This is a genomic window from Melaminivora sp. (genome assembly GCF_032059615.1).
Lineage (GTDB): Bacteria > Pseudomonadota > Gammaproteobacteria > Burkholderiales > Burkholderiaceae_C > Melaminivora.
The window spans coordinates 1-26,809 of sequence record NZ_DAMCAM010000028.1; the positions used below are offsets into that span (position 1 = coordinate 1).

Annotated in this window: 27 protein-coding genes and 1 tRNA gene; 13 read left to right on the forward strand and 15 right to left on the reverse strand. The window is 70.1% G+C overall.

The window, feature by feature from the left end; translation table 11 throughout:
- Positions 1-127: exonuclease domain-containing protein (locus RT051_RS07895; protein WP_409520576.1), on the reverse strand; the 127-nt coding region annotated here is incomplete at its 3' end.
- Positions 128-205: 78 nt separating this feature from the next.
- On the opposite strand from RT051_RS07895, the gene RT051_RS07900 reads away from it, so the two are divergent.
- Genes RT051_RS07900 through rsgA form a run of 3 tightly spaced genes read left to right on the forward strand, consistent with a single transcriptional unit; the run spans position 206 to position 2,828 of the window.
- A complete protein-coding gene (locus tag RT051_RS07900; protein WP_313074685.1) occupies positions 206-1,519 on the forward strand; it encodes a M48 family metallopeptidase in 1,314 nt (437 codons plus the stop codon).
- The gene (locus RT051_RS07905) at positions 1,516-1,866 is read left to right on the forward strand and encodes a 4a-hydroxytetrahydrobiopterin dehydratase (RefSeq protein ID WP_313074688.1); all 351 of its coding nucleotides are present in this window, start codon (positions 1,516-1,518) and stop codon (positions 1,864-1,866) included. Before RT051_RS07900 ends, RT051_RS07905 begins: the two co-directional genes overlap by 4 nt.
- On the forward strand, positions 1,863-2,828 hold the full coding sequence (rsgA, locus tag RT051_RS07910; RefSeq protein ID WP_313074691.1) for a ribosome small subunit-dependent GTPase A: 966 nt from the start codon (positions 1,863-1,865) through the stop codon (positions 2,826-2,828). Before RT051_RS07905 ends, rsgA begins: the two co-directional genes overlap by 4 nt.
- 61 nt (positions 2,829-2,889) lie before the next feature.
- Here rsgA and RT051_RS07915 read toward each other — a convergent pair whose 3' ends face one another.
- From RT051_RS07915 to rpsP, 6 genes are all read right to left on the reverse strand, one after another.
- Positions 2,890-3,879, reverse strand: coding sequence for a CobD/CbiB family protein (locus RT051_RS07915; protein ID WP_313074694.1), 990 nt, complete (start codon positions 3,877-3,879; stop codon positions 2,890-2,892).
- A gap of 66 nt (positions 3,880-3,945) precedes the next feature.
- Positions 3,946-4,632 (reverse strand): CoA pyrophosphatase, encoded by a 687-nt coding sequence (locus RT051_RS07920; RefSeq protein ID WP_313074697.1) that lies wholly within the window; start codon positions 4,630-4,632, stop codon positions 3,946-3,948.
- Between the two features lie 165 nt (positions 4,633-4,797).
- Positions 4,798-5,193, reverse strand: a complete 396-nt coding sequence (rplS, locus tag RT051_RS07925) for a 50S ribosomal protein L19 (RefSeq protein WP_313074701.1) — start codon at positions 5,191-5,193, stop codon at positions 4,798-4,800.
- Between the two features lie 133 nt (positions 5,194-5,326).
- Positions 5,327-6,085 carry a tRNA (guanosine(37)-N1)-methyltransferase TrmD gene (gene trmD, locus RT051_RS07930; RefSeq protein WP_313074704.1) on the reverse strand — a complete coding sequence of 253 codons (759 nt, stop codon included), beginning with the start codon at positions 6,083-6,085 and terminating at the stop codon, positions 5,327-5,329.
- A gap of 21 nt (positions 6,086-6,106) precedes the next feature.
- Positions 6,107-6,679, reverse strand: a complete 573-nt coding sequence (gene rimM, locus RT051_RS07935; RefSeq protein ID WP_313074708.1) for a ribosome maturation factor RimM — start codon at positions 6,677-6,679, stop codon at positions 6,107-6,109.
- A 151-nt stretch (positions 6,680-6,830) separates the two neighbouring features.
- The gene (gene rpsP, locus RT051_RS07940) at positions 6,831-7,094 is read right to left on the reverse strand and encodes a 30S ribosomal protein S16 (protein ID WP_313074712.1); all 264 of its coding nucleotides are present in this window, start codon (positions 7,092-7,094) and stop codon (positions 6,831-6,833) included.
- A gap of 188 nt (positions 7,095-7,282) precedes the next feature.
- Here rpsP and RT051_RS07945 point away from each other — a divergent pair, with 188 nt between their 5' ends.
- Complete coding sequence (locus tag RT051_RS07945; protein ID WP_313074715.1) at positions 7,283-7,729, forward strand: hypothetical protein; 447 nt, start codon at positions 7,283-7,285, stop codon at positions 7,727-7,729.
- Positions 7,730-7,805: 76 nt separating this feature from the next.
- Here the strand turns inward: RT051_RS07945 and RT051_RS07950 are convergent, their stop codons facing one another.
- The 7 genes from RT051_RS07950 to cysM all read right to left on the reverse strand — a co-directional run bounded on the left by RT051_RS07950 (position 7,806) and on the right by cysM (position 14,712).
- Positions 7,806-8,816: an inorganic phosphate transporter gene (locus tag RT051_RS07950; RefSeq protein ID WP_313074718.1), complete on the reverse strand. Its 1,011-nt coding sequence runs from the start codon at positions 8,814-8,816 to the stop codon at positions 7,806-7,808.
- Between the two features lie 32 nt (positions 8,817-8,848).
- Complete coding sequence (locus tag RT051_RS07955) at positions 8,849-9,496, reverse strand: DUF47 domain-containing protein (RefSeq protein WP_313074721.1); 648 nt, start codon at positions 9,494-9,496, stop codon at positions 8,849-8,851.
- 281 nt (positions 9,497-9,777) lie between these two features.
- A complete protein-coding gene (locus RT051_RS07960; protein WP_409520572.1) occupies positions 9,778-12,012 on the reverse strand; it encodes a diguanylate cyclase domain-containing protein in 2,235 nt (744 codons plus the stop codon).
- 269 nt (positions 12,013-12,281) lie between these two features.
- The gene (locus RT051_RS07965) at positions 12,282-12,905 is read right to left on the reverse strand and encodes a Crp/Fnr family transcriptional regulator (protein WP_313074724.1); all 624 of its coding nucleotides are present in this window, start codon (positions 12,903-12,905) and stop codon (positions 12,282-12,284) included.
- A gap of 80 nt (positions 12,906-12,985) precedes the next feature.
- On the reverse strand, positions 12,986-13,213 hold the full coding sequence (locus RT051_RS07970) for a sulfurtransferase TusA family protein (protein ID WP_313074726.1): 228 nt from the start codon (positions 13,211-13,213) through the stop codon (positions 12,986-12,988).
- 15 nt (positions 13,214-13,228) lie between these two features.
- Positions 13,229-13,798: an NUDIX domain-containing protein gene (locus tag RT051_RS07975; RefSeq protein ID WP_313074728.1), complete on the reverse strand. Its 570-nt coding sequence runs from the start codon at positions 13,796-13,798 to the stop codon at positions 13,229-13,231.
- An 8-nt stretch (positions 13,799-13,806) separates the two neighbouring features.
- On the reverse strand, positions 13,807-14,712 hold the full coding sequence (gene cysM / locus RT051_RS07980; protein WP_313074731.1) for a cysteine synthase CysM: 906 nt from the start codon (positions 14,710-14,712) through the stop codon (positions 13,807-13,809).
- A 43-nt stretch (positions 14,713-14,755) separates the two neighbouring features.
- On the opposite strand from cysM, the gene RT051_RS07985 reads away from it, so the two are divergent.
- The 9 genes from RT051_RS07985 (at position 14,756) to RT051_RS08025 (ending at position 25,782) form a co-directional block, all read left to right on the forward strand.
- Positions 14,756-14,840: transfer RNA gene (locus tag RT051_RS07985), tRNA-Leu, on the forward strand.
- A gap of 301 nt (positions 14,841-15,141) precedes the next feature.
- On the forward strand, positions 15,142-15,753 hold the full coding sequence (gene pilV, locus RT051_RS07990; protein ID WP_313074734.1) for a type IV pilus modification protein PilV: 612 nt from the start codon (positions 15,142-15,144) through the stop codon (positions 15,751-15,753).
- A complete protein-coding gene (locus RT051_RS07995) occupies positions 15,753-16,751 on the forward strand; it encodes a PilW family protein (RefSeq protein WP_313074737.1) in 999 nt (332 codons plus the stop codon). Before pilV ends, RT051_RS07995 begins: the two co-directional genes overlap by 1 nt.
- Positions 16,748-17,335, forward strand: a complete 588-nt coding sequence (locus tag RT051_RS08000) for a PilX N-terminal domain-containing pilus assembly protein (protein WP_313074739.1) — start codon at positions 16,748-16,750, stop codon at positions 17,333-17,335. Before RT051_RS07995 ends, RT051_RS08000 begins: the two co-directional genes overlap by 4 nt.
- Before the next feature lie 11 nt (positions 17,336-17,346).
- Entirely contained in the window at positions 17,347-21,633 is a 4,287-nt protein-coding gene (locus RT051_RS08005) for a PilC/PilY family type IV pilus protein (protein WP_313074742.1), read from the forward strand.
- On the forward strand, positions 21,633-22,091 hold the full coding sequence (locus RT051_RS08010; RefSeq protein WP_313074744.1) for a type IV pilin protein: 459 nt from the start codon (positions 21,633-21,635) through the stop codon (positions 22,089-22,091). The genes RT051_RS08005 and RT051_RS08010 overlap by 1 nt, the downstream gene beginning before the upstream one ends.
- The gene (locus tag RT051_RS08015; RefSeq protein WP_313074747.1) at positions 22,088-22,666 is read left to right on the forward strand and encodes a GspH/FimT family pseudopilin; all 579 of its coding nucleotides are present in this window, start codon (positions 22,088-22,090) and stop codon (positions 22,664-22,666) included. Before RT051_RS08010 ends, RT051_RS08015 begins: the two co-directional genes overlap by 4 nt.
- A gap of 22 nt (positions 22,667-22,688) precedes the next feature.
- Positions 22,689-23,789: a bifunctional diaminohydroxyphosphoribosylaminopyrimidine deaminase/5-amino-6-(5-phosphoribosylamino)uracil reductase RibD gene (ribD, locus tag RT051_RS08020; protein WP_313074749.1), complete on the forward strand. Its 1,101-nt coding sequence runs from the start codon at positions 22,689-22,691 to the stop codon at positions 23,787-23,789.
- Positions 23,790-23,913: 124 nt separating this feature from the next.
- Positions 23,914-25,782 carry a phospholipase D family protein gene (locus RT051_RS08025; RefSeq protein WP_409520574.1) on the forward strand — a complete coding sequence of 623 codons (1,869 nt, stop codon included), beginning with the start codon at positions 23,914-23,916 and terminating at the stop codon, positions 25,780-25,782.
- Here RT051_RS08025 and RT051_RS08030 read toward each other — a convergent pair.
- A complete protein-coding gene (locus RT051_RS08030) occupies positions 25,742-26,707 on the reverse strand; it encodes a tRNA-dihydrouridine synthase (RefSeq protein WP_313074755.1) in 966 nt (321 codons plus the stop codon). The two genes, RT051_RS08025 and RT051_RS08030, sit on opposite strands and share 41 nt — an antisense overlap.
- Positions 26,708-26,809 lie beyond the last annotated feature (102 nt).

Consider the following 26,809-nt stretch of genomic DNA (forward strand, 5'->3'; position numbering starts at 1 on the left):
CGACCACGGCGATCTCCAGCAGGCGCTCCTTCTCCGGGTCCAGGCCGGACATTTCACAGTCGAGCCAGACCAGGTTCTGGTCGGATTTGGCGAGGGTGGGGGCGGTGGGGGGCAGGGTATCGGTCATCCCGGCGATTTTCACTGAGAACGCAAACACGTTCTGCTGACGCAGCGCCGTGAGGCAAGGCCCTAAACTTGCCTTCCCATGCCCTCGCTGCTTTCGCCCTCCCTGCTGCTGACCTATGTCTTTGCCACTGCGCTGGTGCTGGGCCTGCTTTTGAAGTTCTGGTTGGCTTCGCGCCAGATGCGCCACGTCGCACGGCACCGCGGCGCCGTGCCCGCCGCCTTTGCCGCGCGCATCCCCCTGGCCGCGCACCAGAAGGCCGCCGACTACACCATCGCGCGCACGCGCCTGGCCCTGCTGCACACGGCCTTCGGCGCGGCCGTGCTGCTGGGCTGGACGCTGCTGGGCGGGCTGGACGCGCTCAACCAGGTGCTGCTGGCCGCGCTGGGCGGCGGCATGCTGCAGCAGCTGGCGCTGCTGGCGGCGTTTGCCCTGATCGGCGGGCTGCTGGACCTGCCGTGGCAGCTGCACCAGACCTTCGTGCTCGAGCAGCGCTACGGCTTCAACCAGATGAGCCTGCGCCTGTGGCTGGCCGACCTGCTCAAGTCCACGCTCTTGGGCGCCGCCATCGGCCTGCCCCTGGCCGCGCTGGTGCTGTGGCTGATGCAGGCCACGGGCGGCCTGTGGTGGCTGTGGGCCTGGGGCGCATGGATGGGCTTCAACCTGCTGTTCATGGTGGTCTATCCGCTGTTCATCGCGCCGCTGTTCAACCGCTTCCAGCCGCTGGCCGACGAGACCCTCAAGGCGCGCGTCACGGCGTTGATGCAGCGCTGCGGCTTTTCCGCGCGCGGCCTGTTCGTGATGGATGGCAGCCGCCGCAGCGCCCACGCCAATGCCTATTTCACGGGCTTTGGCGCAGCCAAGCGCGTGGTCTTCTATGACACTCTGCTCAGGCAGCTGTCGGCCGGCGAGGTCGAGGCCGTGCTGGCGCACGAGCTGGGGCATTTCCACCACCGGCACATCGCGCGCCGACTCGCGGGCGTGTTCGCGCTCAGCTTGGCGGGCTTGGCCCTGCTGGGCTGGCTGGCCACGCGCGCCTGGTTCTACACCGGCCTGGGCGTCACGCCCAACCTGTCGCTGGGCGGCTCGGCGCCCAACGATGCGCTGGCGCTGCTGCTGTTCATGCTGGCCGCGCCGGTGTTCTCGATCTTCCTCACGCCGCTGATGGCACGCTGGTCGCGCCGCCACGAGTTCCAGGCCGATGCCTACGCCGCCCGGCAGGCCGATGGCGGACAGCTCGCCTCGGCGCTGCTGAAGCTCTACGAGGACAATGCCTCCATGCTGACACCCGACCCGGTGTACGCGCGCTTTTATTTCTCCCACCCCCCGGCCGCGGAGCGCCTGGCGCGCCTGCCCGCGCCACCCCCGCCTGCCCAGGCCACGACCACACCATGACCTCTGCCGCCTCGCTGTTTCCGAAAAAAGACTGGTCCGGCGCGAGCCGGCGCGCGCTCTCGGCCACCGAAATCGTGGCCCGCTTGGCCGAGCTGCCCGGCTGGCGCCTGCACGGCGACGGGGCCGATGTGGCGATCGAGCGCAGCTACGCCTTCGCCAATTACCACGAGACCATGGCCTTCGTGAACGCCGTGGCCTTCATCGCCCACGGGCAGGACCACCACCCCGACCTGTCGGTGCACTACGGCCGCTGTGTGGTGCGCTTCAACACACACGACGTGGGCGGCATCTCCGAGACCGACATCGACTGCGCGCGCCGCGTGGACGCCCTGCTGGCCGACGCATGAGCCGCACCCACGAAGGCCTGGTGGTGGCCAGCCACGGCCGCCACTGCGTGGTCGAGCAGGCCGACGGCACGCGCCTGATCTGCCACCCGCGCGGCAAGAAGGCCCAGGCCGTGGTGGGCGACCGCGTGCAGTGGCAGGCACCGCCGCCCGGCCAGGGCGACGAGGGCACCGTCGAGCGCGTGCTGCCGCGGCGCAACCTGTTCTACCGCCAGGACGAAGTGCGCAGCAAGTCGTTTGCCGCCAACATCGACCAGGTGCTGGTGCTGATCGCCGCCGAGCCGGTGTTCTCGGAGAGTCAGCTCACACGCGCCCTCATCGCCTGCGAGGCTGCGGGCATCCCGGCGCTGATCGGCCTGAACAAGAGCGACCTGGTCGAGCCCTTCGCGCGCGCCTGGGAGCGCCTGTGGCCCTACCGGCACATGGGCGGCGACGGCGCGGCTGCGCACCACTACCCGGTGCTGCCCCTGTCGCTGACCCAGTCGGGCGAGACCGACCGCGCGGTGCTTGCGCCCCTGCTGGCCGGCCGCGCGACGCTGGTGCTGGGCCCTTCGGGCGCGGGCAAGAGCACGCTGGTCAACCTGCTGGTGCCCCAGGCCGGCGCGCAGACAGGCGAGATCTCGCAGGCGCTCAACTCGGGGCGGCACACCACGACCAGCACGCAGTGGTACTGGGTGGACGAGGCGCGCACCACGGCGCTGATCGATTCGCCGGGTTTTCAGGAATTCGGCCTGCGTCACCTAGCCCCCACCGACCTGGCGCGCTGCATGCCCGACATCGCCGCGCACGCCGGGGATTGCCGCTTCTACAACTGCACGCACCTGCACGAGCCGGGCTGCGCCGTTCTGGCGCGGGTGCGCGAGGTGCCCGAGTCCGGCGCGGCGCGCGATGCAGAGGCCATCAGCGCGCAGCGCCACCGCATCTACGCCGAGCTGTTCGAGGAGCTGGGGCAGAGCCGCTATTGAGCATCAAAAGTAGCCCAAACCCATACTTGGCAACGGGTTGATGCTATGAAAATGTTCCAGCCTAACCCAGCAGCCGCGCCAGGGTCAGCAGCGCCAGCAAGAGCATCCACACCACCACCGAGCGCCACACCAAGCCGACCACGCTGCGCAGGTGCCCGACCTCGGGTTCGCGCCCGGGCGTGCTGTCGCTGTCGCCCAGTTCGCCCCCGGCCTCGAACCCGGGCGTCGCCTGCGCCTCGCCGCCGGCGCTGCTGCGCAGGGCACCGCCGCCCAGGCGCACGTTGATGGCCCCGGCCGTGGCGGCCAGAATCACGCCGTCGTTGTCGTTGGGAAAGCGCTGGGCGTGAAAGCGCCAGCCCTCGATGGCTTCCTCGAAGCTGCCCACCACGGCAAAGCACAGCGCCGTCAGCCGCGCGGGCAGCCAGTCGATGGCCATCCAGGCCTCGGCGGCGATGCGCTGCAGCCTGGCGCTGGCCGGGTGCGCCGTGGCCGTGCGCGGAGCCCAGTAGCGCGAAACGAACTCGGCCAGGCGATACAGCACCGCACCGGCCGGCCCCAGGCCGAAGGCGGCAAGGACCGAATACCAGGCCAGCACGCCGAAGACGTGGCGATGCGCGGCGATCACCGAATGCTCGATGACGTGGCGCACCACCTCGCTGCGCGGCAGCTCGCTGGCGTCCACCTGTTTCCACTGCGCCAGGCGCAGGCGCGCCTCGGCCGCGTCGCCCTCCTCCAGCGCGTCGCGGATGCCAGTGAAGTGGTGGCTGAACTGGCGAAAGCCCAGGGTGACGTAGAGCACCGCAACGTTCCACAGCAGCGCCAGCGGCCAGCCGATGTACTCCAGCAGCGCCCAGTGCACGCCCAGCACCGCCAGCGGCGGCACCAGCACGCCCAGGCACCAGGCCAGCCAGGCGTGCGCCGGGGTGCCGGCATCGAAATTGCGATTCACCGACAGCGCCCAGGCACGCAGGCCGGCGTGGATGGGGTTGCTGCGCGCCAGCGGCCGCGCCTGCTCCAGCAGGAGCGCAATCAGGATGGCGAAGAAACTCATGGCGGGCAATGATAGCGGCGCAGCGCGGCGCCCCGCCCAGGCCTCCCCGGTGCCGGCGCCGGCCGCTCAGGCCGCCAGAAAGCGGTAGAGATTGCGCAGCATGCCGGCCGTCGCGCCCCAGATGAAGCGCGTGCGCCCGTGGTCCTCGTAGGGCATGGCAAACCACTCGCGCTCGTGGCCCTGCCAGCGCAGCAGGTGGCGCTGGTGGTGCGCCGGATCGAGCAGGTAGTCCAGCGGCACCTCGAACACGTCGGCCACCTCGTGCGGGTTGGGCGTGAGCCGCGCGCCGGGCGCGACCAGCCCCACCACCGGGGTGACGATGAAGGACGAGCCGGTCACATAGGTGGACAGTTCGCCCAGCACCTCGACCTGGCGCGGCGCCAGGCCCACCTCCTCCTCGGCCTCGCGCAGCGCGGTGGCGGTGGCATCGGTGTCCTCCGGGTCGGTGCGCCCCCCCGGAAAGGCCACCTGGCCCGAGTGTGTGGACAGATGGGCCGTGCGCTCGGTCAGCAGCACCGTCGGGCGTTCATGCATGACGATGGGCACCAGCACCGCGGCCTGGGCCGGCGGGCGGTCCATGAAGGGCGGCTCGCGCCGGATCTCGGGGGTCCAGGCGGGCGGGGTGGCGAAGCGCCGCCGCAGCGCGTCGGGCGCCTGCGCCGCGGGGGCCACCGGCGGCAGGTGGGCGTCCACGCCGATGATGGGCACGGTGCGCGGGTCAAACGGGGGCAGGCTCGGGGGCAGCGGCGGCATCGGACAGCGGGCGCGAGGGCCCGGAAAGTGGCGGGGTCACGCCGGAAGGTAGCACCGGCGGGCACCCGCCGGCGATGGACGCAAAAAAACCGCCATGGGCGCAGGCCCGATGGCGGTTCTTGGGGCGCTGCGCGGCAGGTGGCTGCCGCGCGGCCCGAGGCCGGCTTATTGGGCGGCCTGCTGCGCGGGAGCGGCGACCTTGACGCGCGAAGGCAGCTTTTCCTTGATGCGGGCCGACTTGCCGCTGCGGCTGCGCAGGTAGTACAGCTTGGCGCGACGGACGTCGCCGCGGCGCTTGACTTCGATGCCGGCGATCAGCGGGCTGTAGGTCTGGAACGTGCGCTCCACGCCTTCGCCGCTGGAGATCTTGCGCACCGTGAAGCCGCTGTTCAGGCCGCGGTTGCGCTTGGCGATCACCACGCCTTCATAGGCCTGCACGCGCTTGCGGGCGCCTTCCACCACGTTCACGCTGACGATCACGGTGTCGCCGGGCGAGAACTGGGGGATGTTCTTGTTCAAGCGGGCGATTTCTTCCTGCTCGAGGGTCTGGATGAGGTTCATGGTTGCACTCGAATGCGATCTTGTCCGCGCCAGGATTGGCATGCGGCGCCCCGATTGGCGCCTGTGTGCTGTGCTTGGAATGTTGCGGTGCGCAGCGGCCGGCCAGAGGATCGAAAGCCCGCCATTATAGCAATCAGCGGGCTTTTTCCAGAAAAGCCTCGTCGGCCGCCGTGATCCGCCCTTGCTGGCGCGCGGCGTCCAGCAGGTCCGGCCGGTGGCGCGCCGTGATGGCCAGGCGCTGCTCGCGCCGCCAGTGCTCGATCTGCGCGTGGTGGCCCGACAGCAGCGCAGCGGGGACGGCCTCGCCCTCCCACACCTCAGGGCGCGTGTAGTGCGGGCAGTCCAGCAGGCCGTCGAGTTCGGGGTTGAAGCTGTCGAGCTGGTGGCTGCCGGCGTCGTGCAGCACGCCCGGCTGCAGGCGCGCCACCGCATCGAGCAGCGCCATGGCGGCGATCTCGCCGCCCGAGAGCACGAAGTCACCCAGGCTGATCTGCCGCTGCACGTGGCGGTCGATGAAGCGCTGGTCGATGCCCTCATAGCGCCCGCACAGCAGCACGGCGCCGACGCTCTCGCCCAGGGCCTGCACGCCCGCGTGCGCCAGGCGCTCGCCCACGGGGGAGAACAGCACCAGCGGCGCCTGGGCGCCGGCTTCCTCGGCGCGGTCGGCGCGGATGGCGACCAGGCAGCGCGCCAGCGGCTCGGCCAGCATGACCATGCCGGGGCCGCCGCCGAAGGGGCGGTCGTCCACGCGCCGGTAGTTGCCCTCGGCGTGGTCGCGCGGGTTCCACAGCCGCACCTCGACCTGGCCCGAAGCGTAGGCGCGCCGCGTCACGCCGCAGGTGAGGAAGGGCGCGAACAGCTCGGGAAACAGCGTGATGACGTCAAAGCGCATGCGGCAGGGCTTCGGGTGCGGTCAGAAATCGGGCTGCCAGTCCACCGTGATGCGCCGCGCAGCCAGGTCCACCTGATCCACGAACGCGGCAACGAAGGGGATCAGGCGCTCCAGCAGTTTGCCGTCCTGCTGGTAGTCCAGCACCAGGGTGGTCTGCGGGCCGGTGGGCAGCAGCTCGCGCACGCTGCCCAGCAGCACGCCCTCGCGGTTGACCACATCCAGGCCGATCAGGTCGACCCAGTAGTACTCATCCTCGGCCGTGGCGGGAAAGCCCGAGCGCGGCACGAAGATGCGCGCGCCGCGCAGTGCCTCGGCGGCGTCGCGGTCCTCCACCCCGTCGATCCAGGCGACCAGGGCGTCCGAGTGCACGCGCGCCTGGCGCACGGTCAGGGCCAGGGTGCCGGTGAAGAAGCTGCGCGCGCCGCGCTCTGCCGGCTGCAGGTACCAGGTGCGCGCGCTTAGCAGGGCCTCGGGGTCGCTGCTGTGGGGCACGACCTTGATCCAGCCCTTGACGCCCCAGGCGTCGGCGATGCGGCCCACCTCGACGGCGTCCTCGGGCAGTTCGGCGGCTTGCAGCGTGGGCAGTCGGGTCATGGGTCTCTGTGCAAAGGCGCTACGGGAGCGGGCGCGAAAAGAAAAAAGCGGGCCCGCCGGACATGCCGGCGGAACCCGCTGGGGCGAGCACCGCGGCGGCGCGGGCAGACTGCACTCGTGCAGTCTGCCGTGCGCGCCGGGCAGCCCGCTCTCAGGCTGCAGCGGCCGGCTGCTGCTTGGCGGCCTGCTTGATCAGACGCTCGACGGTGGGGGACGGCTGCGCGCCCACGCCGGTCCAGTAGGTCAGGCGGTCCTGGGCGATGCGCAGGGGTTCTTCGCCGCCCTTGGCCGAGGGGTTGTAGAAGCCCAGGCGCTCGATGAAGCGGCCATCGCGGCGCACGCGCTTGTCGGCCACGACGATGTTGAAGAACGGACGGCCCTTGGAGCCGCCGCGGGAGAGTCGAATCACGACCATGATGAATCCTTCGGGTGGTTGCAGCCCGGGCAAGCCATGTGCGCGGGGCTGCGGCGTTCTTGCCGCGTTTGAGACACGCAACTGGCCACCCGGCCAGCGACACGCAGCAAAGCCGGCGATTATATCCGCAGCCGCGCGCGCCCCCCCGGGCCGGCTGCCCGCACGGCTTTCACCAATAATGCCCAGCCATGAAAAACAAGACCCTCGCCACCTGGCTGGCCTTTCTGGGCGGACCGCTGGGGCTGCACCGCTTTTACCTGCACGGCCCTGGCGACCTGCTGGCCTGGGCCCTGCCCATCCCGACGGCGCTGGGCCTGTACGGCATCGAGCGCGTGCAGCAATGGGGGCTGGACGACCAGCTCAGCTGGGTGCTGATCCCGCTGCTGGGGTTCACCTACGCAGGCTGTGCGCTGCGCGCCATCCTCTACGGGTTGATGACGCCCGAGCGCTGGAACGCACGCTTCAACCCTGCGGCCGCGCCCGATGCGCCGCCGGGACGCACCAGCTGGCCCACGGTGTTCGCCATCGCGGCCTCGCTCATGATCGGCACGGCGGTGCTGATGGCCAGCCTGGCGTTCAGCTTCCAGCGCTACTTCGAGTACCAGATCGAGGAGGCGCGCAAGATTTCGCAGTGAAATCGCTGAAATCCGGCGCGAGACAACGATCTTTAGCTATCGAAATAACTTCGCCGATGCCCCTGCGGGACCCTGGTCAATACAGCTGCAGGCTGATCCAGTAGGCGATGGCCGCCACGAACGCGCTGGCCGGAATGGTGAGGATCCACGCCCAGACGATATTGCCCGCCACGCCCCAGCGCACGGCGCTGGCGCGCTGGGTGGAGCCCACGCCGACGATGGCGCCGGTGATGGTGTGGGTGGTGGAGACCGGAATGCCCAGGGTGGTGGCGATGAACAGCGTCATGGCCCCGCCCGTCTCGGCGCAAAAGCCCCCCACGGGCTTGAGCTTGGTGATCTTCTGACCCATGGTTTTGACGATGCGCCAGCCACCGAACATGGTGCCCAGGCCGATGGCCGCATAGCACGAGACGATGGTCCAGGTGGGCGGCGCACCGTCGCTGGCCGACGAGTAGCCGGTGGCGATGAGCAGCAGCCAGATGATGCCGATGGTCTTTTGCGCGTCGTTGCCGCCGTGGCCCAGGCTGTAGGCACCGGCCGAGACCAGCTGCAGCCGGCGGAACCACTTGTCGATGCGGTTGGGACGCGCGCGACGGAAGGCCCAGGCCACCAGCACCATCATGAGCGAGCCCAGCAGATAGCCCAGCAGCGGCGAGATGAAGATGAAGGCCACGGTCTTGAGGATGCCGGCGGCCACCAGCGCGCCGGCCCCGGCCTTGGCGATCACGGCCCCCACGATGCCGCCGATCAGCGCGTGCGAGCTGCTGCTGGGGATGCCGTAGTACCAGGTGATGACGTTCCAGCTGATGGCCCCCACCAGCGCGCCGAAGATGACGTGCGTGTCCACCACGCCCGGATCGACGATGCCCTTGCCGATGGTCGCCGCCACGCTCAGGTGAAAGACGAAGATGGCGACGAAGTTGAAGAAGGCGGCGAACACCACGGCCTGCGTGGGCTTGAGCACGCCCGTGGAGACCACGGTGGCGATCGAGTTGGCCGCGTCGTGGAAGCCGTTCATGAAGTCGAACACGATGGCCAGCGCCACCAGCAGGACGACGACCCACAGGGCGGTTTGCATTGTTTCCATGGCGGACTAGCCGGGCGGGCAGGCGCCCCGGCTCAGGAGTTCTCGAGGATCACGCCCTCGATGTGGTTGGCCACGTCCTCGCAGCGGTCGGTCACGCTCTCCAGCAGCTCGTAGATGGCCTTGAGCTTGATCAGCTCGCGCACGTCCACCTCCTCGCGAAACAGCTTGCTCATGGCGCTGCGCAGCACGCGGTCGGCGTCGCCTTCGACGCGGTCCACTTCCTCGCAGATCTTGAGTGCTGTTTCGGCCACCGCCGCATCGGCGATGCGCGGCAGGAGCCTGACGGCCTCGCGCACGCGCTCGCAGCACTCCAGGCTCAGGTCGGTCAGCAGCGTGACCTCCTCGGTCAGGTGCTGCAGGTCGTACAGCGCCATGGTCTCGGCCGAGTCCTGGATCAGGTCGGCGACGTCGTCCATGGTGTTGATGAGCGAATGGATCTGCTCGCGGTCGATGGGGGTGATGAAAGTCTTGTGCAGCGCGCGGTTGACCTCGTGCGTGACGCGGTCGGCCTCGCGCTCGGCGTTGTCCACCTCCAGCGTGTAGCGCTCGCGCAGGTTGGCGTCGCCGTAGTTGGCCACCAGCCGCGAGAACGCCTGCGCCGCCTCGACGATGTGCTCGGCATGCTGGTTGAACATTTCGAAAAAATTGCCTTCGCGCGGCAACAGCTTGCCAAACAGCATCAGGGCTCCTGGATGGGGGTGTCGAAAGACGGGGCCAAGGGTGCGCCGCCCAGCCCATCGTGTGGCCCGGAGCGCGAATGGGCGCGAGTTTAACCGCGGCCCGCGTGGCTCCCCGGCGCCGGTTCCCAATGCTTTCCCATCGTGCGAGGCGCACTGGAGCGCCGTCAGGGGAAGTGTTGTTTTCTGTTGTTTTGCCGGCTAACAACCCTGGGCGCCCGCGGGCTATGCCGGGAATTTTCCGCAGGCGGGCGGACGCAGGGGGCCGGGGCCGCGCTGCGGCCTCAAGGCCTGAGCCCCTCCAGCTCTGGCTGGGGCATGACCCGGCGCACTTCCACGCGGTTGCGCCCGGCCCGTTTGGCGGCGTAGCAGGCCATGTCGGCGGTATGCAGCAGCAGCGCTACATCCCGCAGGCCCGGGCTGAGCGGCACCAGGCCAATGCTCAGGCCCAGGGTGAAACTGCGCCCCTGGTAGGAAGGCTCCCAGGCCTGCACGGCCGCACGCAGCTGCTCGGCCACCGCATGGCCGCGCGCTGGCGTCACCCCGGGCAGCAGCACCGCGAACTCGTCCCCGCCCAGGCGCGCCGCCCAGCCCATCTGGCGCACCTCGGACTCCAGCAGGCGGGCCAGGTGGCACAGCACGTCATCGCCCGCCTCGTGGCCGGCCACGTCGTTGATGACGGTGAAGTGGTCCAGGTCGAGGAACAGCAGCACTCCGCTGCCCTCCTCGCCGTAGAGACCCGGCGCCGCATCCGCCGCGGGCAGCGGCGGCCGGGCGGCCCGCGCGGCCAGCAGGTTGTGCAGCCGCGCCTCGAAGGCGGCGCGGTGCGGCAGCAGGGTGAGCGCATCGTGCTCGTCCCGCCACGCGGGCTGCTGGCGCGTGGCCCGCATGGCGGTGCAGTCCTCCAGCACCCAGACGGTGCCGCGCTGCGGATCTTGCTCATGCATGGGCCGACCCTGGGCGCGCACCCATTGCACGCCGCCATCGCCGCGCAGGAGCGACAGCTCGCCCTCGAAACGGCCGTGCGCCGCGAACTGCAGGCCCACCTGGCGCGCCAGGCTGTCCCCCCTGCCGTCCTGCGGGGCCAGCAGCTCCTGCAGCCCTCGGCCATGCAGCTGCGCCGGCGTGTAATCCAGCAGGTGGCAGGCCTGCAGGCTTGCCACCTGAACGCTCTCCTCGTGCGTGACGATGATCCCCAGGGGCACGTGCGCCAGCACCGCCTGCAGCTGCTGCGACAGCGCCTGCCAGCCGCGCTGGTGCGCACGGCGGTGCTCCAGCAGCCGCATGCATACGTGCACCACGTCGTCCACCTCGCCGCGGGAGCGCGGCCAGTCGCGCGGGCCGACGTCCGCCAACTCGGCGCCGTCCTGCCCGCTGGCGGGGGGCGTCTCCAGCGCTGCCATGGCACGCTGGCGCAGCTGCGCCAGCGGCCGGGCCAGCCAGGCCATGGCGAGTACGGCGGCCAGGCCCAGCAGGACGGTGGCCAGGGCCGCCGTCTGCCAGGCGCGTCGCTGCGCGCCCTCCACGGGGGCGAGCAGCGTGTGCGCGTCGCTCACCCGCGCCACCATCCACTGCGGCATGGGCACGCTTGCCAAGCTCACCACATGGCCTGACCGCAGCTCGGTGAGGCTGGCGCCTGCCAGAGGCTTGCCCCGGCTGCGCCAGCGCTCGTACGCTTCGGCCAGGCCCGGCTCGTCGCGCACATGGCCCAGCACGCGCTCCACGTCCGGGTGCGAGAGGATCACCCCCTCGCGGGTGAAGACCACCATGCGCGAATCGGGCCGCGCCGGCAGCGCCAGCGAGTGCGGCAGCAGCCCCTGCGACTGCAGGCGCAGCACGCCCGCCACCGCCCCGTTGACCCGCCCTTCACCGCGCAGCAGCGGCTGGGTGAACATGACGCGCGCATCCGCCGCCGTGGTGCCGATCAGCTCGGACACCAGCGGCTTGCCGTTGACCAGGGTGCGCACCAGGTAGTCGCGCTCGGCCGGATCGAGCTCTGAGGCCTTGCCCAGCTGGCCGTAGCGCAGGTTCACGCTGAGCTGTCCGTCCGGCCGCGCGACCTGCATGGCATCGAAGAAGCGCACCGCCGGCAGGCCCTGCTGCAGCAGCCATTCCAGGGACGCCGGTGATTCCAGCATGGAGGGCGTGATGCCCTCGGCCACGGTGGCCAGCACTTTCTGGCTCTGCTCGATCTTGCTCGCCAGCAAACGCGCCACCAGCTCGACCTCGTCCTCCTGCTGCACCACCAGGCGCTGCATGGCCTCATGTTCGGCCGCACGTGAAACCAGCCAGCCTGCCAGCGCCCCGGCCGCCAGCACGGCCAGCGCTGCCACCAGCAGCAGCTTGCGCACCAGGGGGCCGGGTAACCAGGTAGCGACGCCCCCCTCTTCTTCAGGCTCCAACCCCCGCTCCTGCTCGTGCGGCGCCGCTGCAGGGCGCCCCACCTCGCGCGCCGCGGGCTCAGGTTGTGGCGGAAAGGTCAGTTCGCGCAGGGCCGCGGTGTGCTCGGCCGGTGTCACGTGCACTCCATGCGGAGGACGCCCGGGCCGCGGCAGGTCAGGAAAGGGCAGGACATGGCGGGAAGGATGGGAGCAGCGGCCCATGGGTCCAGGCCGCAACGGCTGCCAATATACGCAGCAGCCGTGGCCAGACTTCGGGGTGCAAACCCTGCAAGGCGCGCCAGGAAAACCCTGAAGGAACTTTCCGACAGGCGGGCGCGGCTGTCGCCTGCAGCCTCCGGCGGCTTGCGCCCCTGCGTTGCGGGAGCGTCAGGAGATTGGCGTTGCGCTCAGGCGCCGGCGACCATGCGCAAAGCGCCGGGCTGGGGCAGGTTCAGGACGTTGCCGCTGCCGGCGATCAGGCCGTGTTCGCGCAGGTGGCGCAGCACGCGCGAGAAGGTCTCGGGAGCGATGCCCAGCTGCGCGGCGATCAGGCGCTTGCGCTGCTTGAGCGTGACGCTCAAAGCGCCGTCCTCGCTGCTTTGGGCATGGCGCAGCAGCCACTGCGCGCAGCGCGCCTCGGCGTCCTGGGCCAGGCGGCTGACGGCCAGTTCGGTCTGCTGCCAATAGCCGGTAGCCATGTCCCGCAGCAGGCCCTGGGCCGTCTGCGGCAGCTCGTCAAGGCTGCGCCGGAAGTCTGCCAGCGGCACGCGCCGCAGTTCCACACGGGTGTCGGCCACCATGTCCAGGGCGCTGGGCTGGTCGAGCAGCGCCGCCGCCGCGTCCAGCCAGAAGGGCCCCTCGACCACGCCGAGCTGGTGGCGCATGACGCCTTCCTCGCGCACCCCCAGCAGCACGCGGCCGCTGTCGATGTAGAGCACCGACGCGCTTTGCTGGTGCCGCTGGCGCAGTACCTCGCCCGCGGCGGCCACTTCGATCGGCGCACGGGTGTCGGAGCAGGGGATGGGAAACATGGCCCGGACTGTGCCGCCGCCGCCACGCCCGTGCTTTGAGGGAAATCAAGAAGGGCGGCAGCCCAGGGCAGGTACGGCCCTCAGCGCCGGCGCAGGAAATGCAGGAATTCCTCGCCTTCAGTGTGCTGCTCCAGCAGCTCGTTGCCTGTCTGCCGGGAAAAGGCCTGAAAGTCGCGCAGCGAGCCGGTGTCGGTGGCCACGACCTTGAGCACCTGCCCGCTGTCCATGCCTGCCAGGGCCTTCTTGGCGCGCAGGATGGGCAGGGGGCAGTTGAGCCCGCGCGCGTCCACTTCCTTGTCGAAATCCATGGTCTTCGCCCTCTCTCAGCTGCCGGCGCGGGGCGCGTCCAGGCCGCGCCGGCGCTCGGCGTTTTCCTCGTCGGTGAAGAACACCGGCTCGTGCCCGCGCGAGCGCAGCCAGTCGGCCAGCGCGTAGCCCGTGCCTGCAGGCCAGCACTTGAGTTCGCGGGGCTCGTAGAAGCGGTACTCGGCCAGCTCCGGCGACAGCTGCACCTCGCCCGCGGCACGCACGTGGTAAGCGATGATGACCTGGTTCATCCGCAGGAACTCATACACCCCGACGAGCTCGGTCGCGAGCGCGTCCAGGCTGGTCTCTTCCTTGAGCTCGCGGGCAATGCCGTCCTGCGGCGACTCGCCTGCCTCCATGAAGCCGGTGATCAGCGCGAACATCTTGCCCGGCCACAGCGCGTTGCGCGCCAGGAGGATGCGGCCGTCCACCTCGACGATGGCCGCCAGCACCGGCGTGGGGTTGTTCCAGTGGGTGAACTGGCACGCCGGGCAGCGCAGGCGCTCCTTGGGCCCGCTGTCCTCCTGCTTCACGCTGGGCGCCAGCGGCGTCGCGCACTGCGGACAAAAACGCATCTCGTATTGCATGGTGCCCTTCAGACGGGAAAGACGCCGGTGGAAAGATAGCGATCGCCCCGGTCGCAGACGACGAAGACGATGGTCGCGCCCTGCTCGCGTTCTGCCACCTGCCGGGCCACCCAGCAGGCGCCGGCAGCGGAAATGCCGGCGAAGAGACCTTCCTCGCGCGCCATGCGCCGTGCCATGTCCTCGGCATCGTCCTGGCTCACGAGCATCAATTCGTCGACCATGCGGGGGTCATAGATCTTCGGCTGGTATTCCTCGGGCCACTTGCGGATGCCGGGGATGCGCGAGCCCTCGCTGGGCTGGGCCCCGATGATGCGAACGCCCGGAGTGCGCTCGCGCAGGTAGCGCGAGACACCGGTGATGGTGCCGGTCGTTCCCATGGCGCTGACGAAGTGCGTGATGCGCCCGCCGGTCTGCTCCCAGATCTCCGGGCCGGTGGTCTCGTAGTGGATGCGCGGGTTGTCGGGGTTGGCGAACTGGTCGAGCACCACGCCCTTGCCCTGGGCCACCATCTGCTCGGCCAGATCGCGTGCATATTCCATGCCGCCGCTCTTGGGAGTGAGGATGAGCTCGGCGCCGTAGGCCTTCATGGTCTGGGCGCGCTCCACCGAGAGGTCCTCCGGCATGATGAGCAGGAGGCGATAGCCCTTGACCGCGGCCACCATCGCCAGGGCGATGCCGGTGTTGCCGGATGTCGCCTCGATCAGGGTGTCGCCGGGGCGGATGGTGCCGCGCTCCTCGGCCCGCCGGATCATGGACAGCGCCGCCCGGTCCTTGACCGAACCTGCCGGATTGCTGCCTTCGAGCTTAGCCAGGATGACGTTGCCACGCGCATCCTGCCCGGCGCCGCCCAAGCGCTGCAACGCGACGAGGGGCGTGCCCCCGATGGTGTCCTCAATGGTCGGGTAGGTGGTCATACGCTGCTACTGTGCCATAATTTACGACTTCGCTTTTGCGGCTGCCCGGGTGGTGAAATTGGTAGACGCAGGGGACTCAAAATCCCCCGCCGCAAGGCGTGCCGGTTCGATTCCGGCCCCGGGCACCATGGGTTTTGCGCTATCGAATCCGTATCGATAGGCACTACCGCATGCATATAGAAAATCGCGTCTGGCCCGGAATGTTCCGGGCTTTTTTTCGCCTGCTTCTTTCTGGCGGGCACCCGAGGCAAGGGTGCTTTCCCGCAGAGCATTCCAGAGTTTGACGGCCCTCAACCTCTGGCTGGTTTTCCATCCCAGGCCAGGGGTTAACCCGCACTTTTAAGGGCCCGGGCCCCTACCGAACGGCTTTTCCGGCGGACAGCTCCTCTCTACCATTGCGCGCAGACAGGTTACGAAAAGTGTCTGCCCATGCCCAAAGTTCTTTCCCGCATCCACCCTCACCGGGGATTTTCCCTGCTGGAAGTGCTGATCGCCATCACCGTACTGAGCCTGGGGATGCTCGGGACCGTGGGGCTCCAGGCGGCCTCGCTGCAGGTTGCGCGCGAGGCGCGACTGCAGGCCAGCGCCGTGCGCCTGGCACAGGATGCGGTGGAGCTGATGCGCAGCAACCTGCAGGTGGCCAGCCAGTCCGACAGCCCCTACCTGATCGAAGCCGGTGCCGCTGACGAGCTGCCCGACCCACGCTGCGGCTACCCTTCCCTTGGACCCTGTGCCCACGCCGATCAGGTCGCCCGGCGCGACCTGCATGAATGGTGGCAGAGAGTACGCCGGGAGCTGCCCGGCCCGCGCGCCGTCATCTGCCGCGATGGCGACCCTTATGACGGCGAGCACCTGCCCCGGTGGGCCTGCGCCGGGCCACACGGCCCCCTCGTCGTGAAGATCGGCTGGACACGCGCCAACACCCTGCGCTCGGCCACCGGGAGCGACGCCACCTCGGCCACCGAAGTCAACCAGGGCGCCTTCGACCGGGCCCTGCGCCCGGGCGTGGTGCTCTCCCTGGGCCCGACCCGGCCGGCGTGATGCGCGGCACCCACACGCAGCTCTCGCGCAGGCAGTGCGGCCTCACCCTGGTGGAGCTGATGGTCGCGCTCGTCCTGGGCAGCATGGTGGTCCTGGCGGCGGTAGCGGCCCTCACCGTCGCGCGCCAGGGCTTCAACGCGGTCGATGCCACGGCGCAGCTGCGCGACAACGGCCGTTTTGCCGCGCACATCCTGCGCCAGACCATCGTCCAGGCGGGCTTTCTGGATGTGCAGCACGCCACCAGCCACTCGTCGGCGCTGAGTCCTGCGCTCTTCAAGCTGCGCGACGCCAGCGAGGATGAGGTCGAGCCTCCCGTCAAGGGTTTCAACGATGCCCAGTTCGCCGAACCGCTGGCCATCGGGGTCAGCAACACGGTCAGCAAGCGCGGTATCAATGGCAGCGACATGCTGGTGGTGCGCTTCCAGCCCGGCAGCGTGACGACGGCCGACGGCGAGTCCCGGGGGGACGGGGCCATGGTCCACTGCAACGGCGTCGCCGCCGACTACCCTCCCACCGGCGCCGGCGACCGCATGGTCAATGTCTTTCACGTGGCCAACAGCCGGGGCGAGTCGGCACTGATGTGCTCCATGCTCACACGGGACGGCTACTGGGACACGCAGCCGCTGATCCACGGCGTGGAGACCCTGCAGTTCCTCTACGGAGTGGCCGGTGTCGCGCCTGGCGCGGCCCCGGGGGCGGCAGGCGGGGCGGCGCCCGAACGCTATCTGCGTGCCGACCAGCTGGTGGTCAAGGGCTCGGACAGCGCCACCAACGCCAACTGGAAGCGCGTGCGCTCCATCCGCGTCGGGCTGGTGCTGCTCGGCCCGCCCGGCTCCGCCCCGCAGAAGGCCGTACCCGGCCAGCATCCGCTGGGCGCGCCAGGGCTGATGGACAGCGCATCCGACAAAGGCAGCGCCATGGCCGGCGCGACCGACGGACGGCTGCGCCAGTCGGTCAGCTTCACCATCCACCTGCGCAACCGACTGGACCTGATGTGACGCCCCGCCCTGCACCTCATGCCCGCGGCGTCTCCCTCATCGTGGTCCTGGTGATCCTGGCCATCACCAGCATCCTGGGCGTCAGCGCCGCTCACCTGTCCATGATGACCGAGCGCGGAGCGCGCAACGACCGCGACATGCAGATGGCCTGGCAGGCCGCAGAGGCGGCACTCATGGACGCCGAACTCGATCTGACAAGTCCCGCCCGCAACGGGCGTGCCGTGGCGTTTGAAAACCATGACTTCTCCCTCTTCGTCGAGCAGGGCTGCGGCGCAACTGGTCCCGGCAAGGGCCTGTGCGACGCCCGCCAGGTCGGCGGCAGGCCTCTGTGGCTAAGCATCGACCTGGCAGCGCAGGATGCGCCTGCCACCCAGTACGGAGAGTTCACCGGCAGCGAGTTCGCCAGCGGTCCCCAGGGCCTGCGGCCGGCTGGCAAGCCGCGCTACCTGATCGAGGCATTGCCCGACCGCACGGGCGACGCCAGCGGGCCCGCCCGGCGGTTCGTCTATCGGGTGACTGCCCTGGGCTTTGGCCCACGCGAAGATATCCAGGCGGTCGTGCAGATGCTCTTTCGCCGGGACTGAGGACCTCAGCCATGCCCATCCGACCCTCCTTCTGGCATTTCGCGCTGTGCAGGGGTCTGGTGCTTGCCTGCGTGGCGGCCATGCATGCGCCGCGCATAGCCGAGGCAGGCGGGCCGGCGCCCGGGGTGGCCATCGTGGATTTGTCCGCAGACCCGCTGCAAGCCCGCGGCACGGGGCAGCTGCCCACGCTCACGCTGGCCCTGTCGCTGAAAACCGCGACAGTAGGCGCGCAGTTCCGGGACGAGTACCTGCCGGGCAAGCGCTACCAGGGCTACTTCGATTCCCTGCAGTGCTATCGCTACGACAAAACGGCCGGTTTGAAGCATTTCCGCAGCTCGGCTCCCGCCTCGACGCAAGGCCATGGCTGCGCCGGGCAAGGGTTCAGCGGCAACTTTCTCAACTGGGCGACAGCGTCCACGCTGGACCTCCTGCGACTGGGGCTGACCGGAGGCGACCGGGTGGAGGACAGCACTTCCTCCACCCTACTGCAGCGCGCCATCCTGCCCGAGACTTTCTTTGAAAGCGCAGACCACTTCCCGCTCAAGACCCTTTCAAATGCAGCGGCGCGCCAGGCGCTGCCGGCCGAATTCTTCAAGGTGGGAGACACCGCCCCGGTGCGTATCGCCAACTGCCTGGACCGCCTGCACATCCACACCAGCGGCAGCGCGCCAAGCAAGACGGGCGCGCAGGCCTGCGCCGACCCGGGCGCCGTACTCGGTCCCCTGCTGCAGTCGGAGGCGGGCCGGGGCTGGCCCCTGGGGTTTGCGCCCTGCGCGGCCGAGGGCGGGCAGTGCACGTTTCGCGGCACGCGGGAGATCCTCTACGGCAACGAGACCCGCTGGCAGCGGCGCCTGGCCAAAAACGGTCTGCCCTGCGCCAGCCACGCCTGGGGCGGTGACCCGGCGCCAGGGCTGGCAAAAGCCTGCCTCATCCGTGAGACCACGGAGAAATTCGCCTCTGAAATGATAGCGGGCGACGATTTTTTCCACGTTCGCGTGCAGGCCTGCCCCCCATCGTCCGGGCTGCGCCCCGGCGGTTGTCAGCCCTACCCTGACGGCGGCTCCAAACCCGAAGGCGCCCTGCAGAGATACGGCGATCGCCTGCGCGTGGCTGCCTTTGGCTACCTGCTGGAGACAGGAGACCAGCGCTACGGCGCAGTCCTGCGGGCGCCCATGGCCCTTGCAGGCCCCAATGCCCGCGATGTCTCCGGCACCCTGCTGCCCGGGCTCAACCCCCTTCGGCAATGGAACCCCCAGACGGGTGAGCTGATCGGTAACCCTCACGCGTCCGCGGAAGGCGTGAGTGGCACCATCAGCTACCTCAACACTCTGGGGCGCCACGGCGCTCCAGGGCTCTACAAGGACAACGATCCCGCCGCAGAGCTTTATTACGAAGGGCTGCGCTACCTGCAAGGCCTGCCGCCCACGCCCCAGGCCATCGCCGGGATGGATGCAGCAAGGCGCAACGGCTTTGCAGCCCATGGAACGTGGACCGATCCTTTCGAAGGCTCCACGAATGCCGAAAACCACGCCTGCCTGCGCAACAGCATCCTGCTGATCGGCGACAACAGCCCGCATGCCGACCGCTCCATCCCCGGCAACACCAGCACGGCGCACCACGACTTCAGTCGCACAGCCGAGGTCGGCCTGGCGCGCAACGTCCCGGACTTCAAGGAGTGGACGCGCGTGGTGGGTGGTTTCGAGTCGGGAGACACCATCGCCTACGTCGATGGACGCGGCCAGCCGCAGGCTACCGGCAACCCCACGGCCTCGCGCGACCCGGCCCTGCGCAACCTGCACGAGCAGTCGGCCGGCTTCGAGGGCAAATCGGCGTACTACCTGGCAGGCATGGCTTATTGGGCGCACACGCACGACATCCGCGGCGCCGGCTGGTCCGATGCTGCCCGGCGGCGCCCTGGCCTGCGCGCCACGACTTATGTGCTGGACATCGGACAAAGCAGCTCCGGCAGCCCGGACCCGCTCACCCATAGGCGCACGCCACTCTTCCTGACCGCCAAGTACGGCGGCTTTCGCGATCTGACCGGAACAGGCGGCCCCTATCTGCCTCCGGCCGCGGACGGCAGACACTGGGCGGCGGAATCAGATCCCGCGCAGGCGCGAACCTTTCGTCAGGGCAGTGATGCCGACCAGCTCCTGCAGGCGCTGGAAGACATCTTTGCCACAGCCAGCCGTCAGGGCAATCCGTTGGCCCTACCCGCCCTCTCCGGCAGCGCCCTGGCCTCCGAGCAGGGTGCCGTCTACCTGAGCAGCTTCGACCCCGAGCGCTGGTCCGGGGACGTGGTCAGGAGCGCCGTCTTCCTGGATGCCAACGGGGCGCTGCGCCAGTCCGACCTCCTGCAGGCGCCCTCGGCCGCGCGGTACCTCGACCAGCTGACGGACGAGCAGACCGACGCCCGGAAGATCTACATCGGCGGCCCGGGCGGACGGGCCAGCGCCTTCACCTGGAGCGCCATCGACGCCTGGCTCAAGGACCAGCTCGACCGTGCCCACCCGCAGGCGCCGGCGGACGGCCAGGGGGAACCTCGCCTGAAGTTCGTGCGCGGGCACCGGGCCTTGGAGGGTGCCCCGTTTCGCAGACGCGCCTCGCGCCTGGGCGACATCGTCCATTCCGGCATGGCGTATTCGGGCGCGCCCGACGGCCGCCATGCGGGCAGCAGCTACCAGAACTTTCTTGACCGGTACCGCGGTCGCACGAAGGCCGTCTTCGTCGGCGCCAACGATGGCATGCTGCACGCCTTCGATGCCGAGACGCTGGCGGAGCTGTTCGCCTACATCCCGAGCTGGCTGGGGCCGCGGCTGTCCCTGCTCAGCCATGCCGGCTACAACGCGGGGGCCCATGCCAGCTATGTGGATGCGCCCCCGGCCGTCGGCGAAGCTCAGCTGCCGGGCGGCTGGAGGACGGTGCTGGTCTCGGGCACGGGCGGCGGAGGCCAGGGCGTCTTCGCCCTGGACGTGACCGACCCTTCGACCTTCGACGCCACCAAGGTGCTGTGGGAGTTCACCGACGCCGACGACCCCGACCTGGGCAACGTGCTGGGGCAGCCGCACATCGTGAAGCTGCGCGTCTCTCCCGGGGCCAGGGCGGGCATCCCCACCCACCGCTGGTTCGCCGCCGTGCCGGGCGGCGTCAACAACCAGGTGGAAGACGGGCCCGGCCGCTACAGCGACAGCGGCAAGCCCGCCCTCTTCCTGCTGGGGCTGGACAAACCGGCGGGCGCTCCCTGGTCGCTCGGGCACAACTACTTCAAGGTTGTCCTGCCCATCAGCAACGACCCGGCCCTGGGCACGCAGGATCTCGACTCCAGCGGCCAGCCCACCGGGCGCGGTGCGGCCTCGGGCGTGATCGGCCTCAACTACACCGCGGATGCGGCTGGCGCCGTGGAGTTCTTCTATTTCGGCGACCTGCAGGGACAGCTGTGGAAGCTCGACATGGCGCGTGCCCAGCTCGACGTACCGGACGAGTCCGGCTGGAGCCTGGCCACGCTCTCGGCCTACCGCAAGGGCGCCGGGCAGCCGCTGCCCATGTATGTCGCCGCCACCGCCGAGGGCAAGGCCCAGCCCGTCAGCGCAGCGCCTGCCATATTCCACGGGCCCAGGGGTTCCTATCTCGTTGCCTTTGGCACCGGGAAATACCTGGAGCCCTGGGACAACGGCGTGCACGCCGCCACCCGCAAGCAGTCGTTCTACGTGCTCTTCGACGACCCGCAGGCCGGGCCGGTCGCGGACAGCAAGGGCCGCGCCGCCTTCGATGGCCGCACCCGCCTGCAGGCGGGCACCGTGAACCTGGCCAATGGCAGCATCACCGTACCCACGTTCTACTGGAACACGCCTCGCGCCAGCGACGGCAAGACGCGCAAGGCCGGCTGGTACCTTGACCTGCCACGCAGTGGCCCGCAGGGCGGCGAGCAGCAGGTGCACGCCCCGCTGATCTTTGGCGGCGAGGTTTTCTTCCGCACCCTCCTTCCTCCCGGCCCGGCCGACGGGTGCAAGGGAGGCGGCGGATATTTGTATGCCGCCCACCTGGCAACGGGGCTGGGCAGCGTCGTTTCTGCCGCGTCGGCCCAGGGCGCGCCGGTACTGCTGCGGCTGGGGGCGGAACGCTCGGGCAGCGACGGCAGCGGCATGCGCCGCAAGGTCGAGACCGCCGTCGTCGCCCTCCCGTCCGGTGCCGGAGCGCTGGGGCTTTCCGCCCCGCGGACGGCCAGCTCCCTCGTCGGCAGGATCAGCTGGCGCCAGATAGCCGACTACCGCGAGCTGAGAAAAAGGAGCTGGGACTGATGGCCACCAATGCAGCCGGGCCCTGCGCCGCCACCGCTTCACACGGCTTCACGCTGGTGGAACTCATGATCACGGTTGCCATCGTCGCCATCCTCGCCACCGTGGCCTACCCTGCCTACAGCGCCCACCTGCACAAGGCCCGGCGCGCCGAGGCGCGGGCGGCCATCGTGGAGACGCTGCAACAGCAGGAGCGCTACATGAGCCAGTACGACACCTACGCTGCCTTCGCCCACGACGCGCCGCACGATGGCGCTCCCTTTCGGCGCCATTCCGGCTCCGATGAGGCGAACCCGGCCTTTCGCATCGGCGCCAGGGCCTGCGCGGGCCAATCCCTGGCCGACTGCGTGCAGGTTTATGCCCGGCCGCAGTACTCCGACCCCGCAGTGCGCGAGCTGTCGATGACCAGCACAGGGGTCAGGGATTGCAGCGCCAGCGATCCCGGCCAGTGCTGGAGATGACGCTGCCCGCCACGCACCGGTATGCACGGGGCTTCACCCTGATCGAGCTCATGGTCACCCTGGTGGTGCTGGCCGCTCTGCTGACCACAGCCGTTCCCGGCTTCCTGGGCTTTCGCAGAAATGCCGAACTGACCGGCGCCGCCAACCGGCTGGTCGGCGCCATCAACGCCGCGCGGTCCGAGGCCATGAAACGCAACCGCTTCGCGATGGTGCTGCCCATCGGGGGCGAGCGCTGGACGCAAGGCTGGGTGGTCTTCGTGGACACCAACGACAACCAGGCTTTCGACGACGGCGACGTGCTGGTCATGCGCCAGGAGCCGCTGCCGCCCTACCTCGGCGTCGCCGGCACCGGGCCCGCGGCGGGCGGCATGGCGCATATAAGATACGACGGGTCCGGCTTTTCCCGTCCCCTGGGCGGCAATGTCGCCAACGCCACCCTGAGCCTGTCGCGCACCGACGTGCCCTCGGATGCCTCCCAGGTCCGGCGCATCGTCATCGCCCGCACCGGGCGCATCCGTGTCTGCACGCCCAAAAGCCTGGCCGACGCCGCATGCTCCGCCGGCTCGGCCGACTGAGCTGTCTATGCCATCACCCTTCATGACCCAGGCGCTCGGGCTTGCTGCCCAGGCGCTTTTCCTCTCCAGCCCCAATCCGCGCGTGGGCTGCGTCATCGTCCACGCCGACGGCCACCGTGTGCTCGGGCAGGGCTTCACCCAGCAGGCCGGCGGCCCGCACGCGGAGGTCATGGCCCTGCGCGATGCCGCCGCGCAAGGCCACGATGTGCGTGGCGCCACCGCCTATGTGACGCTGGAGCCGTGCTCGCACCAGGGCCGCACCGGTCCCTGCTGCGACGCGCTCATCGAAGCCGGCGTGGGCCGGGTGGTGGCTGCGACCCCCGACCCCAACCCGCTCGTGGGTGGGCGCGGCCTGGCGCGGCTGCGCGCCGCCGGCATCGAAGTTCAGGTGGGCGATGGCGCCGCCGAGGCGCGCGAACTCAACATCGGCTTTTTCAGCCGCATGGTGCGCGGCCTGCCGTGGGTGCGCATGAAGGTTGCCGCCTCCCTCGATGGCGCGACGGCGCTGGCCAACGGGGCCAGTCAGTGGATCACCTCGGCCGACGCGCGCGCCGACGGGCATGCCTGGCGGGCGCGGGCCTGCGCCATCCTGACGGGAACAGGCACGGTGCTGCACGACGACCCGCGGCTGGACGTGCGCGAGGTGGCCACGCCGCGCCAGCCGCATCTGGTGGTGCTCGACAGCCGGCTGCGCACGCCGCCCGCCGCCCGCCTGCTGGAAGTGCCGCAGCGCGAAGTGCTCATCTGCACCACCGGCCAGGCCGGGGCCGACCGGCGCCAGGCCCTGGAGACGCGCGGCGCCACCGTCATGGCGCTCGGCGCCGATAGGCGGGGCCAGGTCGACCTGGCGGCGACGCTGGCCGCCCTCGCGCAGCGCGGCGTCAATGAGCTGCACGTGGAGGCCGGCGCCGGCCTCAACGGGGCGCTGCTGCGCGCGGGTCTGGTCGATGAGCTGCTGCTGTACCTGGCCCCGACCTTGCTGGGCACGGGCGCCCGGGGCATGACCGATTGGGGGCCGCTGCAGTCGCTGGCGGATGCGCGCAGGCTGCGTTTTGCCGACGTCACGCTGCTCGGGCCGGATTTGCGCATCGTGGCGCGGGTGTGCGGGCGCGAAGGCTTCTGAACCCTGGCTGCAGCCCCCACCGGGGCGCACGCTTTCGTCCGACAGCCGAGCCTGCGGCGGGGCAGATATAACTTGCGCATCCTTTCGCACCGATGCCGCGCGGCGCCGCCCCGGCTCTCCCTCCATGCCCGTCCTCGCCGAGCCCCCACCCTCCCGCCCCAGGCGATCCCTGGTGGCACGCCGATGGGTGGCCGCCGCGCTGACCCTGGCCTGCAGCGGCTGCGCCGGCCTGCCCAAGGACGTGGACCGGCCTGTCTCCACCGCCATTGACGTGGTGCGCGAACCCACGGCCCTGTCGGCCCTGGTGGCGCAGCAGCGCCGCGCCGCCGGAGCGCGCCCGGCCTCGGGCTTCATGCTGCTCAGCGGCCCGCAGGAGGCCTATGGCAGCCGCCTGGCCCTGGTGCAGGGCGCGCAGAAGACACTGGACCTTCAGTACTACGCCATCCATGCCGACGCCAGCTCGGCCCGCCTGCTGCAAGACGTGGTGCTGGCGGCGCGGCGCGGCGTGCGCGTGCGCATCCTGCTGGACGACTTCCACAGCACCGGGCGCAATGCCCTGGTGATGCGCCTGGCGTTCGAGCCACGCATAGAGATGCGCATGTTCAACCCCGTGGCGGGCACCCGGGGCTCGGCGCTGGGGCGGGCATGGGGCTCGCTGACTGACTTTTCGCGCGTGCAGCAGCGCATGCACAACAAGCTCTTCATTGCCGACAACGTCATGGGCGTGACGGGCGGACGCAACCTGGGCGACGCCTACTTCGGCCAGGGCCAGGCGGAGAACTTCGTCGACCTGGACGTGCTGGCCGTGGGCCCCATCGTCGCCGACATGTCGCGCAGCTTCGACACCTTCTGGAACAACCCGCGCTCCTACCCCGTGCAGTCGCTGATCACCCGGGAGGAGCTGGAGAAGTTGCGCGAACAGGTGCAGCGCTCCGATGCCGAGAAAGAAGTCGACGGCGAGAGCGAAGGCGCAGGCAAGGCACAGCCCAAGGCCCCGGTGCCCGAGATGGTGCCGCCCACGGCAGGAACGCCCGCGCAGGGGGACTCGGCGCACGCCGCGCGCGCGTGGAACGAACAGCCGCTGGACCTGCGCAGCGCCCGCTTCACCTGGGCGCCGGCCGTGATGCTGGCCGACCAGCCCACCAAGATCGCCCTGGACGGCCAGGCCGCCCAGGCCCTTGCCCGCGAGGACGGACCCACGGAGGCCGGCCCCGCGGCGCTGCCCACCGCAACCGCCACCGCAACCGTCCCCCCGCCAGCTGCCGGGCCACGGGTTGCAGCCGCTACCGAAGGCGAGGAAGAGACCGTCGTGGACGGCCTGCTCAACCTGATGGCGCACACCCGGCGCGACCTGCTCATCATCTCGCCCTACTTCGTCCCGGGCGAAGACATGAAGCGCGCCTTTGCCGAAGCCCGCAGCCGGGGCGTGCGGGTGCGCATCCTGACCAATTCACTGGCCTCCAACGACGCGCCCATCGCCCACGTGGGCTACGCCCGGCACCGCAAGGATTTGCTGGACCTGGGGGTCGAGCTGTACGAACTGCGCAGCGAGCAGGCCGGCCTGCGCACCGCTTTTGGCAGCTCCGGCGCCCCGGCCCGCCCGGCGAAGAAGGGCGCCAACGCCGGCAACGAGGGCGCCTCCGGAGGTGCGACCGGGGCCTCGCGCTCGATGCTGCACTCAAAGGTCATGGTGGTCGACCGCAACCTTCTGGTCGTGGGCTCGATGAACCTGGACCTGCGCTCGCAGCTGCAAAACACCGAAGTGGCACTGTTGATCCGCAGCCCGGCGCTGTCGCAACAGGCCGCGCAGCAGATCGAGAATGCCATGCGCCGGGGCTCCTGGCACGTGCAGCGCGAGAGTGATGGTGCGCTGGTCTGGCGCGCGCCGGAGGGCAGCGACCTGCCCGATGCGTACAGCGACCCCGACAGCAGCGCCGGCCTGCGCCTGCTGCTCAGGCTGCTCGGACCTCTGGCACCCGATCACCTGCTGTAAACCGCTGGCGCAGCAGCCAGTCCGAGATGCGCTGCTGGTCGGTCATCACGCGCACCTCGTCGAAGGCCGCCTGGGCCTCGGCATGACGCCGACGCAACAGGTTGAGCCATTGCTTGAGCCGCCCCGCCCGCTGGTGCGGGTCAAGCTCCTCGCACACCATGCGCCAGAATTGCTCCATGGGCTCCAGCAGATCGGGCCAGGCCAGGGCAGCGGCCGGCTGCCCTTGGTCATGGGATCGGATGGCCAGCGCCAGGCCAGGGTCGGCCACCATGCCGCGCCCCAGCATCAGCGCCTCGCAGCCGCTGGCCTCGCGGCAGCGCAGCGCGTCCTGCACGTTCCAGATCTCGCCATTGGCCACCACCGGGATGCCCAGCGCCTCGCGCAGCGGCGCGATCTCGTGCCAGTGGGCCGGCGGCCGGTAGCCGTCGGCACGGGTGCGCGCATGCACCACCAGCTCGCAGGCACCGCCGCTCTCGATGGCCTGGGCGCACTCGCGCGCCCGGCTGCTGTCGTCCCAGCCCAGGCGCATCTTGGCCGACACCGGCAGGTGCGCCGGCACGGCCCGGCGAACGGCCGCCACCACGGCGGCCATGCGCTCGGGCTCGCGCAGCAGCGAGGCGCCGCCGCCATGGCGGTTCACCGTCTTGGCCGGGCAGCCGAAGTTCAGGTCCACGCCCGGCGCGCCCAGTTCGGCCAGGCGCGCGGCGTTCTCGGCCATGCTGACCGGGTCCGAGCCCAGGAGCTGGGCACGCACGGGCACCCCGGCCAGGGTGCGGCCGCCGCGCTGCAGTTCGGGGATGAAGCGCAGGAACACCCGGTCGGGCAGCAGCAGGCCGGTGACGCGGATGAACTCACTCACGCAGCGATCGACCCCGCCGATGCGCGTCAGCACATCGCGCAAGACGAAATCGAGCAGGCCTTCCATGGGCGCGAGCAGCAAGGCCCCACCCCGGCCTGCCAGTGCGCAAGCACCTTCCGTTGAATTACTCATAAAACAAGCCTTCAGCCCTTGTGCAACATGGACTTT

Excerpts from the sequence above, each read along its gene's own strand:
- RT051_RS07900 (WP_313074685.1), top strand. The coding sequence starts at position 206 with ATGCCCTCGCTGCTTTCGCCCTCCCTGCTGCTGACCTATGTCTTTGCC.
- RT051_RS07905 (WP_313074688.1), top strand. The coding sequence starts at position 1,516 with ATGACCTCTGCCGCCTCGCTGTTTCCGAAAAAAGACTGGTCCGGCGCG.
- rsgA (WP_313074691.1), top strand. The coding sequence starts at position 1,863 with ATGAGCCGCACCCACGAAGGCCTGGTGGTGGCCAGCCACGGCCGCCAC.
- RT051_RS07915 (WP_313074694.1), bottom strand. The coding sequence starts at position 3,879 with ATGAGTTTCTTCGCCATCCTGATTGCGCTCCTGCTGGAGCAGGCGCGG.
- RT051_RS07920 (WP_313074697.1), bottom strand. The coding sequence starts at position 4,632 with ATGCCGCCGCTGCCCCCGAGCCTGCCCCCGTTTGACCCGCGCACCGTG.
- rplS (WP_313074701.1), bottom strand. The coding sequence starts at position 5,193 with ATGAACCTCATCCAGACCCTCGAGCAGGAAGAAATCGCCCGCTTGAAC.
- trmD (WP_313074704.1), bottom strand. The coding sequence starts at position 6,085 with ATGCGCTTTGACGTCATCACGCTGTTTCCCGAGCTGTTCGCGCCCTTC.
- rimM (WP_313074708.1), bottom strand. The coding sequence starts at position 6,679 with ATGACCCGACTGCCCACGCTGCAAGCCGCCGAACTGCCCGAGGACGCC.
- rpsP (WP_313074712.1), bottom strand. The coding sequence starts at position 7,094 with ATGGTCGTGATTCGACTCTCCCGCGGCGGCTCCAAGGGCCGTCCGTTC.
- RT051_RS07945 (WP_313074715.1), top strand. The coding sequence starts at position 7,283 with ATGAAAAACAAGACCCTCGCCACCTGGCTGGCCTTTCTGGGCGGACCG.
- RT051_RS07950 (WP_313074718.1), bottom strand. The coding sequence starts at position 8,816 with ATGGAAACAATGCAAACCGCCCTGTGGGTCGTCGTCCTGCTGGTGGCG.
- RT051_RS07955 (WP_313074721.1), bottom strand. The coding sequence starts at position 9,496 with ATGCTGTTTGGCAAGCTGTTGCCGCGCGAAGGCAATTTTTTCGAAATG.
- RT051_RS07965 (WP_313074724.1), bottom strand. The coding sequence starts at position 12,905 with ATGTTTCCCATCCCCTGCTCCGACACCCGTGCGCCGATCGAAGTGGCC.
- RT051_RS07970 (WP_313074726.1), bottom strand. The coding sequence starts at position 13,213 with ATGGATTTCGACAAGGAAGTGGACGCGCGCGGGCTCAACTGCCCCCTG.
- RT051_RS07975 (WP_313074728.1), bottom strand. The coding sequence starts at position 13,798 with ATGCAATACGAGATGCGTTTTTGTCCGCAGTGCGCGACGCCGCTGGCG.
- cysM (WP_313074731.1), bottom strand. The coding sequence starts at position 14,712 with ATGACCACCTACCCGACCATTGAGGACACCATCGGGGGCACGCCCCTC.
- pilV (WP_313074734.1), top strand. The coding sequence starts at position 15,142 with ATGCCCAAAGTTCTTTCCCGCATCCACCCTCACCGGGGATTTTCCCTG.
- RT051_RS07995 (WP_313074737.1), top strand. The coding sequence starts at position 15,753 with ATGCGCGGCACCCACACGCAGCTCTCGCGCAGGCAGTGCGGCCTCACC.
- RT051_RS08005 (WP_313074742.1), top strand. The coding sequence starts at position 17,347 with ATGCCCATCCGACCCTCCTTCTGGCATTTCGCGCTGTGCAGGGGTCTG.
- RT051_RS08010 (WP_313074744.1), top strand. The coding sequence starts at position 21,633 with ATGGCCACCAATGCAGCCGGGCCCTGCGCCGCCACCGCTTCACACGGC.
- RT051_RS08015 (WP_313074747.1), top strand. The coding sequence starts at position 22,088 with ATGACGCTGCCCGCCACGCACCGGTATGCACGGGGCTTCACCCTGATC.
- ribD (WP_313074749.1), top strand. The coding sequence starts at position 22,689 with ATGACCCAGGCGCTCGGGCTTGCTGCCCAGGCGCTTTTCCTCTCCAGC.
- RT051_RS08025 (WP_409520574.1), top strand. The coding sequence starts at position 23,914 with ATGCCCGTCCTCGCCGAGCCCCCACCCTCCCGCCCCAGGCGATCCCTG.
- RT051_RS08030 (WP_313074755.1), bottom strand. The coding sequence starts at position 26,707 with ATGGAAGGCCTGCTCGATTTCGTCTTGCGCGATGTGCTGACGCGCATC.